This window comes from Arthrobacter sp. NPDC093128, from assembly GCF_040683875.1.
Taxonomy (GTDB): domain Bacteria; phylum Actinomycetota; class Actinomycetes; order Actinomycetales; family Micrococcaceae; genus Arthrobacter.
Genome location: NZ_JBFBEY010000002.1, coordinates 331759 through 345708, shown reverse-complemented (window position 1 = coordinate 345708; position 13950 = coordinate 331759). Strand labels below are relative to the sequence as shown.

13 protein-coding genes are annotated in these 13950 nt (G+C 67.5%); 7 read left to right on the top strand and 6 right to left on the bottom strand.

Annotated elements, in window-relative coordinates:
* Nucleotides 1–54: 54 nt before the first annotated feature.
* Entirely contained in the window at nt 55–1632 is a 1578-nt protein-coding gene (locus tag AB0N24_RS03410; RefSeq protein ID WP_364120417.1) for a YibE/F family protein, read from the bottom strand.
* A 26-nt stretch (nt 1633–1658) separates the two neighbouring features.
* Entirely contained in the window at nt 1659–3032 is a 1374-nt protein-coding gene (locus AB0N24_RS03405) for an FAD-dependent oxidoreductase (RefSeq protein ID WP_364120414.1), read from the bottom strand.
* Between the two features lie 282 nt (nt 3033–3314).
* On the opposite strand from AB0N24_RS03405, the gene AB0N24_RS03400 reads away from it, so the two are divergent.
* The 4 genes from AB0N24_RS03400 (at nt 3315) to AB0N24_RS03385 (ending at nt 7245) form a co-directional block, all read left to right on the top strand.
* On the top strand, nt 3315–4046 hold the full coding sequence (locus AB0N24_RS03400) for an alpha/beta fold hydrolase (RefSeq protein WP_364120411.1): 732 nt from the start codon (nt 3315–3317) through the stop codon (nt 4044–4046).
* Between the two features lie 2 nt (nt 4047–4048).
* Nucleotides 4049–4861, top strand: coding sequence for a DUF1295 domain-containing protein (locus tag AB0N24_RS03395; protein ID WP_364120408.1), 813 nt, complete (start codon nt 4049–4051; stop codon nt 4859–4861).
* A gap of 1 nt (nt 4862) precedes the next feature.
* On the top strand, nt 4863–5735 hold the full coding sequence (locus AB0N24_RS03390) for a lysophospholipid acyltransferase family protein (RefSeq protein WP_364120405.1): 873 nt from the start codon (nt 4863–4865) through the stop codon (nt 5733–5735).
* 73 nt (nt 5736–5808) lie between these two features.
* On the top strand, nt 5809–7245 hold the full coding sequence (locus tag AB0N24_RS03385) for a TIGR00366 family protein (protein ID WP_364120403.1): 1437 nt from the start codon (nt 5809–5811) through the stop codon (nt 7243–7245).
* A 64-nt stretch (nt 7246–7309) separates the two neighbouring features.
* Here AB0N24_RS03385 and AB0N24_RS03380 read toward each other — a convergent pair whose 3' ends face one another.
* The 3 genes from AB0N24_RS03380 to AB0N24_RS03370 all read right to left on the bottom strand — a co-directional run bounded on the left by AB0N24_RS03380 (nt 7310) and on the right by AB0N24_RS03370 (nt 10834).
* Nucleotides 7310–8317: a GNAT family N-acetyltransferase gene (locus tag AB0N24_RS03380; RefSeq protein ID WP_364120400.1), complete on the bottom strand. Its 1008-nt coding sequence runs from the start codon at nt 8315–8317 to the stop codon at nt 7310–7312.
* A gap of 2 nt (nt 8318–8319) precedes the next feature.
* Nucleotides 8320–9705 carry a glycine--tRNA ligase gene (locus tag AB0N24_RS03375; protein WP_214953395.1) on the bottom strand — a complete coding sequence of 462 codons (1386 nt, stop codon included), beginning with the start codon at nt 9703–9705 and terminating at the stop codon, nt 8320–8322.
* A 124-nt stretch (nt 9706–9829) separates the two neighbouring features.
* The gene (locus tag AB0N24_RS03370; RefSeq protein WP_364120397.1) at nt 9830–10834 is read right to left on the bottom strand and encodes a DMT family transporter; all 1005 of its coding nucleotides are present in this window, start codon (nt 10832–10834) and stop codon (nt 9830–9832) included.
* A 33-nt stretch (nt 10835–10867) separates the two neighbouring features.
* Here AB0N24_RS03370 and AB0N24_RS03365 point away from each other — a divergent pair, with 33 nt between their 5' ends.
* Nucleotides 10868–11104 (top strand): RNA-binding S4 domain-containing protein, encoded by a 237-nt coding sequence (locus AB0N24_RS03365; protein ID WP_104172593.1) that lies wholly within the window; start codon nt 10868–10870, stop codon nt 11102–11104.
* 40 nt (nt 11105–11144) lie between these two features.
* Here AB0N24_RS03365 and AB0N24_RS03360 read toward each other — a convergent pair whose 3' ends face one another.
* The gene (locus tag AB0N24_RS03360; protein ID WP_364120393.1) at nt 11145–11795 is read right to left on the bottom strand and encodes an alpha/beta fold hydrolase; all 651 of its coding nucleotides are present in this window, start codon (nt 11793–11795) and stop codon (nt 11145–11147) included.
* A gap of 148 nt (nt 11796–11943) precedes the next feature.
* Between AB0N24_RS03360 and AB0N24_RS03355 the strand changes: the two genes are divergently transcribed.
* Together AB0N24_RS03355 and AB0N24_RS03350 are read left to right on the top strand one after the other, a co-directional pair.
* Nucleotides 11944–12735 carry an SGNH/GDSL hydrolase family protein gene (locus AB0N24_RS03355; RefSeq protein ID WP_364120648.1) on the top strand — a complete coding sequence of 264 codons (792 nt, stop codon included), beginning with the start codon at nt 11944–11946 and terminating at the stop codon, nt 12733–12735.
* 7 nt (nt 12736–12742) lie between these two features.
* The gene (locus tag AB0N24_RS03350) at nt 12743–13861 is read left to right on the top strand and encodes a winged helix DNA-binding domain-containing protein (RefSeq protein WP_364120390.1); all 1119 of its coding nucleotides are present in this window, start codon (nt 12743–12745) and stop codon (nt 13859–13861) included.
* Nucleotides 13862–13950: the final 89 nt, after the last annotated feature.

Genomic DNA, 13950 nt, shown 5'->3' with positions numbered 1-13950 from the left:
GAGCCGTGCGCTTCGGTGCGCCGGAACACCGGTCCGACGGCGGCGCGTCCCCCGCTACTCCCGTTCTGCGGCCCGCCGTGCGCGCCGGCCGCCGGGCACGGCTTCGGTCCCTGCTTCGCTCCTGTCGTCACGGGACACACGGGACCCGGCCGCGCGCGTCCGCCCCCCGCGCGAAACCGCCGCTGCCGCTGCGAGCGCGCCGGTGTCGGCGACGTCGTCGGGCGTCAAGGGCGGACGCCCGGAAGCGGTGCTGCCCGAAGCATTGCCGCCGGCCTGCAGGCCGCTGGCCGGTTTAATCCCGGTGGCCTTGACCACCAGCACCGCGATCAGCGTGGTGACGGGGATGGCCAGCACCAGCCCCACGGAACCGACGAGCGTCCTGATGACTTCCTCGGACAGTTCCGCGCTGGTCAGTGCCTCACCGAGGGGGCGGTCGTACAGCATCACGATGATGAGGATGGGCAGTGCGGCGCCGGCGTAGGCGAAGGCGATGGTGTAGACAGTTGACGCGATGTGGTCCCGGCCGATCCGCATGGCGGAGGAGAAGAGCTGGCGGGAGCTTGTCTCCGGTGCGAGCTCGTACAGTTCCCACACGGCGGAGGACTGGGTGATGGTGACGTCGTTCAGCACGCCGAGTCCGGAAATGATCAGGCCGCACAGGATGATGCCGGAAATGGAGATGTTGTCCGAAATATTGGCCAGCGTAGCGGCGTCATGGCTGCCCACCCCGGCCAGGTTTGCCGCGTCGGTGGCCCATGCCGCCAGCAGCGCCGTGATGCCCAGACCGAACATCGTGCCGAGCAGCGCCGTGGAGGTGCGCGCCGAGAATCCGTGGGCGAAGTAGAGGACCCCGATCATGATCACCGTGGATCCCACCAGCGCCAGCAGTAACGGCGGTTTTCCCTCCACCAGCCCGGGCAGCATGAAGGACACCAGCACCGCATAGGCGCCGAGCAGGCCGATCAGTGCCCGCAGCCCGCGCCAGCGCGCCACGGCGATCACCACCACGGCGTAGAGGATGGCCAGCAGGATGATCGGCATGGTGCGGACGAAGTCCACGAAGATATAGCCCGGGGCGCCCTGGCCGGCGGACGCGCCCTGGGCGTTGGAGAGGTTCAGGTAGCGGATGTTGTCCCCGACCTTGACGCCGTGCGATTTCACCACGTCCGGGTTGATCACCACTTTGACGGGGTTGCCGCCCTTGTCCGGCTCGGTGAAGGCGAAGGTGCAGTTGCTCCCCTGCCCGGCGGCGCCTTCCTGGCCAGTGCCTTCCTGACCTGTGCCTTCCTGGCCCGTGCCTTCCTGGCCCGTGCCGGGCTGTGCGCCCTGCTGTGGTGTGGCGCCCTGCTGTGGTGTGGCGCCCTGGGCGGTCCCCTGGATGCAGCTTTCCACCACCACGCGCTGGATCTTGCCGGTATCGAAAGTCACACCCGGTGCCGCCGCATACGGGCTGGCCAGCTTCAGGTCCGCCTTGTTCCCGGACGGCCACAGCATGGCCATAGCCGCCAGGGTCAGGAGCGTCAGCGGAATCAGCACCGCCGCGAGAAGCCAGTTGGCCCGTTTGCGGGCGGCGAGAGCCCGGGGTGTCGGATCCGAATCGTCTGTGTGACCGTGGGAGTGTCCGGCACCCATCAGCAGTTAAACCTCATGCCTGCACTTTACTGGGGCTTGATGTTCTGGTTCACATGGAACAGGTTGCCCGGATCGTACTTGCCCTTGATCGAGGCGAGCCGTGCATAGTTCGGTCCGTAGTTCTCCGCGACCCTGGACAAATCATCGGTGTCCTGGAAGTTGATGTAGCCCGCGGTCTCCGAGTAAGGCTGCAGCGCCGCCGCGTAATCCCGCACCCAGGCGATGTTCGCCTCGGAATCCCCGGGGTCCTCCCAATGGCATGCGATGACCGGAGAGAATTTGGCGTTGCGGTTGGGGAACGCCGTGTCCGTGACGCCCACACGGTGCACTGCGCCGTCAATCGGGTAGATGTGCACTGCGGTCTGCACGGTGGGCACCCGTCTCCCGTACTCGAGGTGGGCGTTGATGGCACCGTCGCTGAGCTCGGACAGGAAGGCCGCCTTCCAGTAGGCCAGGAGCCCCTTGGGGTACATCCCGTCGAAGGCCGAATTCAGGGCCGGATAGGGCATCGGCCCCACCATGGACCCTGCCACCGGTGCGGCGTCGAGGAACGGCTGCCAGCGGGCCGGCCCTTCGGCGGGGTCGCCCGTCCACATTCCGACCACAATGCAGACCGGTTTCCCATGCCATTCCTCCGGAAGGAACGGAACCGGCGGCCCCTGGTGGAAGGCCAGGAAAGCGCCCAGCTCCTCGGGGGCTGACGCCAGGTGCTCGCGGTAGAACTTCGCGACGGTTTCTGCGTGCTCCAGCGGGTAGATGATGATGCCGGCGTGGACCATGTCCACGGGATGCAGGCGGTATTCCAGCGAGGTCACGACGCCGAAGTTCCCGCCACCGCCGCGCAGCGCCCAGAAAAGATCCTCGTTCTCGTTTTCGCTGGCGGTGAGGAATTTCCCGTCCGCGGTGACGACGTCGGCCGAGAGGAGGTTGTCGCAGCTGAGTCCGTATTTCCGGTCCAGGTAGCCAATACCACCGCCGAGGGTCAGCCCCGAAACACCGGTCGAACCTACGATGCCGCCGGTGGTCGCCAGCCCGAAAGCGTGCGTGGCGTGGTTGAAGTCGGCCCACGTTGCGCCGGCCTCGCTCCTGGCTGTCTGGCCGGCCGGATCGACCCGGACCCCGCGGGTGTTGGCAAAGTCGATGACCAGCGCATTATCCGCCGTCCCAAACCCCGGCCCGCTGTGTCCGCCTCCCCGGATCGCGAGGTCCATGGCGTTGTCCCTGGCGTAGTTGACCGCGGCGATGACGTCCGCCACCTGGGAAACCCGCAGCACCGCGGCAGGCCGCTTGTCAATCATTCCGTTGTGGACGGCGCGTGCAGAGTCGTAGTCCGTGTCATCAGGTGTGATCACTTGCCCGCGCACCTGTTCCCTTAGGGCGTCGTGCGTTTTTGCGTTCATATCCAGTACCGCCGATCCTTTTCGACTTCGGATCCGGACCGTCGCGTGCGCCTCCATCGGATCTAACGACCGGAGCTTACGGGTCAGGGATACACCCGCCCCGCGGGCACCGTCAAGGAGTTTCGGGGCCGGGCACGGCGCAGCAATCGGTGGGCGTCGCGGCTCCGAATGTCCTGTATGACCGCGGGAATGTCCGGCGCCTTGGCAGTCCCGGCTCCGCCCGGAACTAAACGCCGGCATCCCGGGGTTTATAACTGTAGGACGAGGAGTCTGGAGGCCCGCATGGGTAATCGCAGGAATGACGAAGTCAGCACCAGGCCTGTGCTGACCGTGAGGGAGCCTGCAGGCACCACCCGCGGCGTGGCCCTGGTGCTCCACGGCGGGCGCTCGCACAGCTACGAGCCTGTGGAAGCGCGCCACCTGAGCCCCGCCCGCATGGTGCCCTTCGCAAGGCACCTGCACCGCGCCGGCCGCAAGTACGGACTCGCGGTCTGGACGCTCCGGAACAGTGTCCGCGGCTGGAACGGCCCGGACATGTCACCGCTGCAGGATGCCCGGTGGGCGCTCGCCCGGATCCATGAACAGCACCCTGGGGTGCCCGTGTACCTGCTGGGGCATTCGATGGGCGGACTCACCGCCATTTGTGTGGCCGACGATCCGCTCGTTGACGCCGTGGTGTCACTGGCCCCGTGGCTGAGCGCCGGGACACCCGCCGGGACCGTTGCCGGCCGCAAAGTGCTCATTGTGCATGGCACCGCGGACCGATGGACGAGCCCGGCCGAATCGCTGAAATTTGCACAGCGCGCCGCTGCCCTGGCTGGCGAGCTGCGCTACGTGTCCCTGGCCGGGGCGGGCCATTTCATGTTCCGCAGGGTCCGCCTGTGGCACGCCCTGGCCACCGGCTTTGTCCTCAAGGCCTTCGGTGAAGCCGCGGGCGCGGAAATCGGGGGCGGTCCGGCACGCTTTGATGCCCTGCTGCCAGCGACAGCGCCGGGCATCCCGGTGGTGCTGTGACCATGGCCACATTTCCAATAAACGGCTTCCTGGCGGGCCTGCCGTGGACAGCCCTTGCCGTGGCCGGCGTCCTGGCGGTCACTTTCGCCGTGGCCGTCGCCCAGCGGCGGCACTCGGTCATGGACGTTGCATGGGGACCCGGCTTCGTGGCCGTTGCCGCAGTGTCGTGGCTGCTGTCCGCCGGAACGGGCGACGACGGCAGGCGCCTCCTGCTCCTGCTGCTGACGGGCGTGTGGGGCCTCCGCCTCGGTACGCACATCGGTTGGCGCGCCCGCGGCGGCCATGAGGACCCCCGCTACGAGGCAATGCTCAGTACGGCACCCGGCTCACGCAATGCCTACGCGCTGCGCCGTGTCTACCTGCCCCAGGGCATGGTGATGTTCTTCGTTTCGCTCACCGTGCAGGCCGGGATGTTCGCTACCGGTGCCTTGGGCTGGGTGGCGGTCCTCGGAGTGCTGCTGTGGGTCATCGGCTTCGTATTCGAAACGGTGGGTGACTGGCAGCTCGCACAGTTCAAGAAGGACCCCGCCAACAAGGGAACCGTACTGAACACGGGGCTGTGGCGTTACACCAGGCACCCCAACTACTTTGGCGACGCCGCCGCCTGGACCGGCCTGTTCCTGATTTCCGCAGACTCCTGGCCCGGAATCCTCACAGTCCTTTCCCCAGCCCTGATGGTGTGGGCCCTCGCAGGCAAAACCGGGAAGCCGCTGACGGAGAAGGCGATGTCCGCCCGGCCGGGCTACAAGGAATATGTGGAGTCGACGTCGGGCTTTATCCCCTTGCCGCCGCGCCGGCCGGCGGGCAGGCACTGAGATGGCGTGGCGGCCGCAGCCGAATGACCGCTTCTACCGCTTCATTGTCCGCACAGGACTCGCACTGCGGTGGCTCTTCCGGATCCGCGTCATCATCACGGGCAGGGAGCACCTCCCGCCATCCGGACGCCTCAACGGCCCGTCCCGGCAAGCGGTGCCGGGTGCGGGAGCCGTCGTCGCCATCACCCACTTCGGGTACCTCGATTTCGCCTTTGCCGAGCTGCTCCTGTGGCGGCACAGCCGGGCCCAGATGCGCTACCTGATCACCCAGGGCGCGGCCGACCACTGGTTTGCGGGTCCTGCCATCAGCGCTGCCGGGCAGGTTGTGGTGGGCTATGAGTCCGGTTCGGGCGCCTACGACGCCGCCGTCGCAAAACTCCGCGCGGGCGAATACATCGCCATCCTTCCGGAGGCGGGCGTCAGCCGCAGTTTCACGGTCCGGGAGTGCAAAACGGGGGCCGTACGCATGGCGGCCGAGGCTGGTGTGCCGATCATTCCCGTCTCCGTGTGGGGGTCGCACCGGCTGCTGACCCGCCATCACGCGTTCTCCCCGCGCCGCGCCTTGCGCGCGCCGGTGCGGATCCATGTGGGCGAACCTCTCCGGCCGGGCTCCGGCCGGCTGGGCGCCGATGCTGACGTACTGGCAGCCACGGCGCGGCTCCGGGCCGTGCTGCAGGACGGCATCGACACGGCCATCGCGGACTTCCCGCTCACACCCCGGCCCGGAGCATGGTGGATGCCCGCACATCTGGGCGGCGGTGCGCCCACGGATGTGGAACGGCGGCGGCTGGACGAGGAGGAGGGGCCGCGGCGCGCCGGCGGCTGGCGCGCGGGCCGACGGCGCGCGGGCGGACGGCGCGCTTCGGCCGGCTAACGCACGCTGTGGCTAGGCTCCATGGGTACGCACGCACACATTCGCACGCACTCAATGGAGAGGGATCGTTCCTGTGGCAGACACAGTCCTGACAAGAAGCGAGATCGACGAACGCGGCCTGGCGCGCCTGGCCCAGCGGCTGGCGGCGTGGACCGAAAAGTGGTTCCCGGATGCCTACATCTTCGCGCTGGCCGGGGTGGTCCTCATTGCCGTGGCCGCCCTCGCCATCGGCGCCTCGCCGCAGTCCATCGCCGATTCATTCGGCAACGGATTCTGGGACCTCACCGCGTTCACCCTGCAGATGGCCATGGTGGTGCTCACCGGCTACGTCGTGGCCACGTCCCCGCCGGTGGCAAGGCTCATCAGCCGGCTCGCGCTTGTCCCGTCGACGGCCCGGACCGCCGTCAGTTTCGTGGCAATGCTTTCCATGTCCGTGTCGTTCCTGAACTGGGGCCTCAGCCTCATCTTCGGCGGACTCCTGGCGCGCGCCATCGCGCGCCGCAAGGACCTGTCAGTGGACTACCGCGCGCTGGGGGCGGCTGCTTTCATGGGCCTCGGCGCCGTGTGGGCACTGGGGCTGTCATCCTCGGCCGCCCAGCTGCAGGCCACGGCCGCATCGCTGCCGCCTGCCCTGCTCAAGATCACCGGGGTCCTGGACTTCGGCACGACGATTTTCACGTGGCAGTCGCTGCTCACCCTGGCCATCCTGATGGCGCTCACCACGGTGATCGCCCATTTCTCGGCGCCGCGCGGTGCCGCCGTGCGGACTGCCGAGGACCTCGGGGTGGATCTCGACGACGAACCCAGCGAACCGGCGCCGCGGTCCCGGCCCGGCGAATGGCTGGAATACAGCATGATCCTGCCGGTCCTCGCCGGGGTCCTGACCCTGGGCTGGCTGGTGTCGCAGTTCCTCTCCAAGCCGTTCCTGGCAGTGGTGAGCAGCCTCAACGGATACCTGCTGGTGTTCCTTATCCTGGGCCTGGTGCTGCACCGGACTCCGCGGAACTTCCTGCAGGCCGTGACCAAGGCCGTGCCCGCGACTGCCGGCATCCTCGTGCAGTTTCCGCTCTATGCGGCCATGGCCGCCATCCTCACGAAGGCCACCGGACACGGCGGGATGTCCCTCTCGGCGCACCTGGCCGAATTCTTCTCGGACATCGGCGGCGGCGGTGCGTTCGCCGTCGTCATTGCCCTCTATACCGCCGTGCTGGGGCTGTTCGTTCCCTCCGGCGGCGGCAAATGGCTGGTGGAGGCGCCGTACGTGATGCAGGCTGCGACGGACGTGAACATGAACCTGGGCTGGACCGTCCAGATCTACAACATCGCCGAGGCCCTGCCCAACCTGATCAACCCGTTCTTTATGCTGCCGCTGCTCGCGGTGCTCCGGCTGCGGGCCCGGGACCTAGTGGGTTTCACGTTCCTGCAGTTCGTGTTCCACCTGCCCGTGGTGCTCCTGCTCGTGTGGCTGCTGGGGATGACGTTCGAGTTCGTTCCGCCGGTGATCCCTTAAACCACACTGACCCGCAGCAGGTGCCGTTGAGACGGCATCCGTTGCGGGTCAGCAGGGTCAAGGGCTAGGCGGGGTCGGAAACCACCAGGGTTTCGGTACCGCGCACGCGGGCCTTGCCGCTCTCCAGCAAAGGTTCGACGACGGCGCACAGCGCAGCCATCGAGTCGTCCAGTTCCAGCACCACGGGGTGTTGGAACGCGATGAGCGCCAACAGGTCGCGGACGGCGGAGCGGGCTTCATCCTCGGACAGCTTCGGCTCATGGCCGACGAATACGTCCGTGGGCTGGCTAGCCGCGGACCCATCGCCGCCCGCCGCGTTCTCCCCGCCGGGGGCAAGCTCCGCGTAGCTGATCGCGAACGCCTCGAGCCGGCCCTTCCTGCTGGCCGGGACGCCCTGGCCGAAGGCGCTGGCCTTCGGGGACCGCAGCACAATGGCGCCGTGCGCCCCGCTGAGCTCGTCGAGGAACAGCCGCTGCACGGTGCCGATGCCCAGTTCGCCCGGGCTGTCCCAGCCGTGAACGGCCGTGTAATACCGGCCCACTACGTCGCTGAGCTCCACGGAGCCGGTGGCAAGATCCTCGATCTGTTCCGAGGCTGCGGCCTCGGAACCGTCGCCGAAGACCGGCAGCTTGAGCGCCCCCGGCTCCACGACAACAAGGCGTGAACGCTGGATGGGAGCCAGGCCGGCAGCTTGGGCGAAAGCGGCGCCGGGCGTGCCCGGTTCCACCTTGGTCCGGAGCCTGGAAACGCCCGACGGCGCCTGGCCGGCCTCGTGCCGGAGCATCGTCAGCAGGGTGGAGCCGACGCCGGCGCGGCGGTGATCCCGCGCCACCTCGATGTAGGCCCAGAGCCGCTCCGGGTGCAGGGAGGCCTCGTGGACCACGGCCGCACCGATCGGGATGGCAACACCGTCCACGACGTCCTCGGCCACGATGCAGCGTCGCCACGGCGAGTTGCCCGAAGGCGCCAGGGTGCCGCGGAACTGCCGGGCCTGTTCGGTCTCCGGGCCGCCCCAAAGCTCCAGCAGCGCCAGGTCGTCGCCCTCGCGCCATTCACGGTATTCGATTGGCATGCTCAGGCGCCGATCAGCCGTGCGGCCAGGTAGCCCTCCACCTTGTCCAGGGAGACACGTTCCTGGCTCATGGTGTCGCGTTCACGGATGGTGACGGCCTGGTCCTCGAGGGTGTCGAAGTCCACGGTGATGCAGAACGGCGTGCCGATCTCATCCTGGCGGCGGTAGCGGCGGCCGATGGCGCCGGCGTCGTCGAAGTCGATGTTCCAGTTCTTGCGCAGCTGGGTGCCCAGGGCCTTGGCCTTCGGGGACAGGTCCTCGTTGCGGCTCAGCGGCAGCACGGCGGCCTTGACGGGGGCAAGGCGCGGGTCCAGTTTCAGCACGGTGCGGACGTCCACGCCGCCCTTGGCGTTGGGGGCCTCGTCCTCGGTGTATGCGTCGATGAGGAACGCCATGAAGGAACGCGTCAGACCGGCGGCGGGCTCGATCACGTACGGGGTGTAGCGCTCGTTGGTGGCCTGGTTGAAGTAGCTCAGGTCATGGCCCGAGGCCTTGGAGTGTGTGGAGAGGTCGAAGTCCGTGCGGTTGGCTATGCCTTCCAGCTCGCCCCACTCGGAGCCCTGGAAACCGAAGCGGTATTCGATGTCCGTGGTGCCCTTGGAGTAGTGGCTCAGCTTCTCCAGCGGGTGCTCGAAGAAGCGCAGGTTATCGGCCTTGAGGCCCAGGCCGGTGTACCAGTCCATCCGTTCCTGCATCCAGTACTGGTGCCACTGCTCGTCCGTGCCCGGCTCGACGAAGAATTCCATTTCCATCTGCTCGAATTCACGGGTGCGGAAAATGAAGTTTCCGGGCGTGATCTCGTTGCGGAAGGACTTGCCGATCTGGCCGATGCCGAACGGCGGCTTCTTCCGCGAAGTGGTGAGCACGTTGTTGAAGTTCACGAAGATGCCCTGCGCGGTTTCCGGGCGCAGGTAGTGCATGCCTTCCTCGTTGGCCACCGGGCCAAGGAAGGTCTTGAGCAGGCCGGAGAATTCCTGCGGCTCGGTCCATTCGCCGCGGGTGCCGCAATTGGCGCACGCGATGTCCTTCAGGCCGTTCTCGGCCGGACGGCCCTTCTTTTCCTCGTACTCTTCTTCGAGGTGGTCGGCGCGGTAGCGCTTGTGGCAGGAGAGGCACTCCACCAGGGGATCGGAGAAGACCTCCACGTGGCCGGAGGCTTCCCAGACCTGGCGGGGAAGGATCACCGAGGAGTCGAGGCCCACCACGTCCTCGCGGCCGCGGACCACCGACTGCCACCACTGGCGCTTGATGTTTTCCTTCAGCTCGGCGCCGAGGGGCCCGTAGTCCCAGGCAGAACGGGAGCCACCATAGATTTCACCGGCCTGGAAAACGAAGCCCCTCCTCTTGGAGAGCGAGATGACCTGGTCGAGAACGGATTTTGCTGCCATGGGGAACTCCAATTTCTACAGGGCCGCTGGGTGCGGTCCGCGCGGTTTCTAGGCCCCAGTACCCGGCTGGTTGCCGGGCGGGGCGGTACGAAGGAAAGATGTGCAGGAAGCTGCGTGTCCTAGCCTACCGGCCCGGCTGCCGCTTGAGGGCGCCGCGCGGCCACGGCAGGGTGGCCAGGACAATCGCGCCAAGGGTAAGGACCGTGCCGAGGACGGTGGGCAGGGCAACCACCGTGCCCGGGGCGGGAAGCACCAGGTCGAGGCCCAGCGAACCCAGCAGCTGGCCGGCAATCATGCCCAGCCCGGTGACCAGCACGCCGAGGCTCCGGACCAGCAGTGCGCCCAGGCCGATGAACGCGCACCCCATGGGTCCGCCCAGGTAGTACCACCATTCAGAGGGCAGGCCGGTGCCGGCTCCGGCGACAGCGAGTTTGATCAACCAGACGAGCCACAGCACGGTGGCGCCGGAGATGAAGTTCACCAGGGTCGCCGCGATGGGCGTGCCGTAGTGCACTGTGGCCATCCCGTTCATGGCCTGCTGGAAACTCATCAGGAAGCCCGCGATGACGGGCAGGAGCACCGGCAGAAGCAGCTGGGCAGGGTCCGCGCCGCCTTCCCCTGCGCCGCCGGCCCCAGCGCCGCCGAACCGCGGGGACACGGCCCAGGCGACGGCGGCTATGGTCAGCACAGTGCCGAGGACCCGGATTCCGGTGACGGACTTCTTGCCGGCGGGGCCGATGCCGAGCCGGTCCACCAGCAACCCGCTTAGCGTCTGGCCCGTAACCGTGGCCACGGTAAACAGCGCCACGCCGAGCAGGCCCACGGTAAAGGATTGGGCAAAAACGAAGAACGCGCCGATGCCGCCGGCAATCACATAGACCGGCGGGAACCGGCGTTCCCGGAGGGCAGGCAGGATCTGGGCCAGCCCGCGGCGTCCCCTCGGCAGGACCAGCGAAACCACGATCATCACGGCCAGTCCCGTGGTGAAGCTCACCACGGCCGCGGCTATGCCATCGTTCAATCGGGCGCCCAGCGCACCGTTGATCCGGCCCTGGACGGGAATGGCGAGTCCGGCGGCTACGGCCAGCGGCAGTCCTGCAATGAGTGGGATTCGGGGTGCGTGGGTCACTGGATTCACCTTACGTCAGGCATCATTGCTTGTATGAGCAACCCGGAAATCGAAGAGATCCCCATCCGCGACGACATGATCCGCCTGGGTCAGCTCCTGAAGCTGGCCAGCCTGGTCGAGGACGGCGTAGAGGCCACGGAGCTGATCAAAAACGGGCTGGTCAAGGTCAACGGCGAAATCGACGATCGCCGCGGGCGGCAGCTCCACCACGGCGACACGGTCACCGTGAATGGCAGGACCGTGCGGATTTCGACCCCCGCCGGTTCCTGACTATCCCAGGCCGGCCGCGCCCCGCGGCCGGCTCCTGAAGTTACTTCTTCAGTACCTCGTGGGTGAGGAACTCGGACACGTGGCCGATCTCCTGCTGGTTGATCCCGTGCCACATCCCCGTGTAGAGGACCTTCGTCAGTTTCACGTGGTTCCGCACCCAGCCCATGGTGTATTCGATCTTGTCCTGGGTGATGACCGGGTCCTGCTGGTCGCGGCCCCAGAACAGCGGCACGTTGCCGTTAAGTTCGTCGTCGCGGAAGCTCGGATCCCCGCCGGCATTCACCACAAACCCCGAAAGTCCGACGACGGCGGCGAAGTCCGCCGGGCGCTGCCTCAGCAGCGTGGTGGCCATCGACATGCCCATGGAGAACCCGAGCAGGGTGACGGAGGGGTGGTCGCCCTTGACGCCGTCGAGCCAGTCCAGCACGAAGCTGGCGGCAGTCTTGACCGCGTCCAGGGAATAGTCCGCGGAATCCGTCAGGGGGAACCAGGTGAAGCCCGGGCCCATCGCGATGGGGGCACGCACGGATGCCACCGCGAAATCGCCGGGCAGCAGATCAGCCAGGCTGAGCAGATCCTGTTCGTTGGCACCGTAACCGTGCAACAGGACCAGCAAGGGCTTTCCCGAGCGCGCTGCGCCAGGAGTGGACCACAGGACAACAGGGGCAGTGGATACGTCGGCTTCAGTCATGGATCCATTCTTGCAGTTACCCTCGGGTAACAAGCTACGGTGGCGTAGCTTGAGGCTAACGAGGCAGGATGGAAACGTGAGCGAAACTGAAGCCATTCCCAATCCGCAGGACACTGTTGATGCCCACCCCTGGGGCCGCTATGTAGCCATGGGCGACTCCTTCACGGAAGGCATTGGGGACCCGGAGCCCGGAAGCCCTGGCGGGCACCGCGGCTGGGCCGACCGGGTGGCCGAGGAACTGAGCCGTGGCCACGCTGACTTCGCTTACGCGAACCTGGCCGTACGCGGGCGGCTCCTGGAACAGATCGTGGATCAGCAGCTGGCACCGTGCCTGGCCCTCAAACCGGACCTGGTGACACTCTCCGCAGGAGGCAACGACCTCATCCGGCCCGGCGGCGACCCCGATGCGCTGGCGGAAAAGCTCGATTCGGTGGTGCATATCCTCAGCCTTGGCGGCGCCACCGTTGTGCTGTTCAACGGCCCGGACACCGGATCCTCCGTCCTCGGCAGGCTCCGCAGCAAGATCGCCATCTACAACGAGAACCTGCGCACCGTGGCGGCACGGCACGACGCCGTCATTGCCGACATGTGGTCGCTGCGCCAGCTCAGCGACCCGCAGATGTGGGACCAGGACCGCCTGCACTTCTCGCCGCTGGGCCACCACACCATCGCGGCCATGGTGCTGGATTCCCTCAACATCCAGCACACCCTGGAGCCGCTCTCCCCCAAACCCCTGCCCCAGCGGACCTGGCGCGAGGCGCGGTCCGGTGATCTGGTGTGGGCACGCGAATACTTCGTTCCGTGGGTTGTCCGCCGGCTGCGCCACCAGTCCTCCGGGGACGGCGTCACCGCCAAACGGCCTACCCCGGGTCCGGTTTTCGGTCCCGGCATGCCGTTGGGTTCAGGCGAGGTCCCCGGACTAGAGCCCGGACGGAGGTAGGCCCCGGGTGGACGCCGACGACGTCGTGAGGCTGCGACTAAGAAGGCAGCAACTGCGCGCGCCCCATGCGGATACGCCCGAAGCCGCACTGAAGAACCTCCTGGCCGTGCAGTCCCAGGAATTCCCCTACGCCCGCTGGTCCCTGGCGCAACGCACGGCAGGAGCGTCCGCTGCCGACGTCGAACAGGCGGTGGCCGACGGCCGGATCCTCAGGACCCACATCCTCCGGCCCACCTGGCACTTTGTGCACCGCGACGACCTCCGCTGGCTGTCGGCGCTGTCCGCACCACGGCTGCATCAGGGAAACCAGGGGATGTACCGGCAGACGGGCATCGACGCCGCGGTGGCGTCCCGGAGCGCCCGGGTCCTCGCCCGTGCCGTGGCCGGCGGCGCGCACAAGACCCGGGAGGAGCTCGCCGCGGAACTGCAGCGCAGCGGTTTTACGGGCAAGGGCCTGGAGCTGGCGTACCTGATTATGCACGCGGAGATCAGCGGGGTGCTGACCAGTGGAACCCCCGTCCGCAGCAAAGGCGGCGCGCTGCGCCAGACCTATGCCCTCTTTGATGAGCGCGTTCCGGCAGCACCAACCGGCCCGGCCGACCGCCCGGTGGCCCTGGCCGAGCTGGTCCGGCGCTATTTCCAAAGCCGCGGACCCGCCACCGCCAAGGACTGCGCCGACTGGTCCGGGCTTACCGTCACGGACGTCCGGCTCGGGCTGGCACTGGCGCTGGAAATTGACCCCGGTGCGCTCGAGACCGCCGCGCTGGACGGCACGGAGGTTCATTTCAAACCGGACTCGCAGCACGAGCCTGCGGCAGGTGGGACGGCCCGGATCGACCTCATCCAGTGCTACGACGAGTACGTCATGGGCTATTCCCGTACGCGGCACTTCCTGGGCGGCACGGCTCCGGCATTGCCCGAGCGGGACACTCCCATGCATGTGGTGCTGAGGGATGGCCGCATGATCGGTTCCTGGCGCCATGTCCTGACCGGCGGCAGCTGCGAGCTGGACATCCGTACCGGACCTGAACCCGGCGATGCCGCCACTCCAGGCACCGACCGTGCGGTCGACGAGGCAGTTGAGGCCTATGGAAAGTTCCTGGAAATGCCGGTGGTCCGGAAATAAGTGGCCCGGAAGTTACCGGGCCGGGGTGCCGCCGGCGACGGACAGGGCCGGGCTTGGCAGCCGGGGGTTAAACTGAAGGGACACTTCTG

Bases quoted from the DNA above. Each gene is read 5' to 3' on its own strand.
- AB0N24_RS03410 (WP_364120417.1), bottom strand. From the start codon at position 1,632: ATGGGTGCCGGACACTCCCACGGTCACACAGACGATTCGGATCCGACA.
- AB0N24_RS03405 (WP_364120414.1), bottom strand. From the start codon at position 3,032: ATGAACGCAAAAACGCACGACGCCCTAAGGGAACAGGTGCGCGGGCAA.
- AB0N24_RS03400 (WP_364120411.1), top strand. From the start codon at position 3,315: ATGGGTAATCGCAGGAATGACGAAGTCAGCACCAGGCCTGTGCTGACC.
- AB0N24_RS03395 (WP_364120408.1), top strand. From the start codon at position 4,049: ATGGCCACATTTCCAATAAACGGCTTCCTGGCGGGCCTGCCGTGGACA.
- AB0N24_RS03390 (WP_364120405.1), top strand. From the start codon at position 4,863: ATGGCGTGGCGGCCGCAGCCGAATGACCGCTTCTACCGCTTCATTGTC.
- AB0N24_RS03380 (WP_364120400.1), bottom strand. From the start codon at position 8,317: ATGCCAATCGAATACCGTGAATGGCGCGAGGGCGACGACCTGGCGCTG.
- AB0N24_RS03375 (WP_214953395.1), bottom strand. From the start codon at position 9,705: ATGGCAGCAAAATCCGTTCTCGACCAGGTCATCTCGCTCTCCAAGAGG.
- AB0N24_RS03365 (WP_104172593.1), top strand. From the start codon at position 10,868: ATGAGCAACCCGGAAATCGAAGAGATCCCCATCCGCGACGACATGATC.
- AB0N24_RS03360 (WP_364120393.1), bottom strand. From the start codon at position 11,795: ATGACTGAAGCCGACGTATCCACTGCCCCTGTTGTCCTGTGGTCCACT.
- AB0N24_RS03355 (WP_364120648.1), top strand. From the start codon at position 11,944: ATGGGCGACTCCTTCACGGAAGGCATTGGGGACCCGGAGCCCGGAAGC.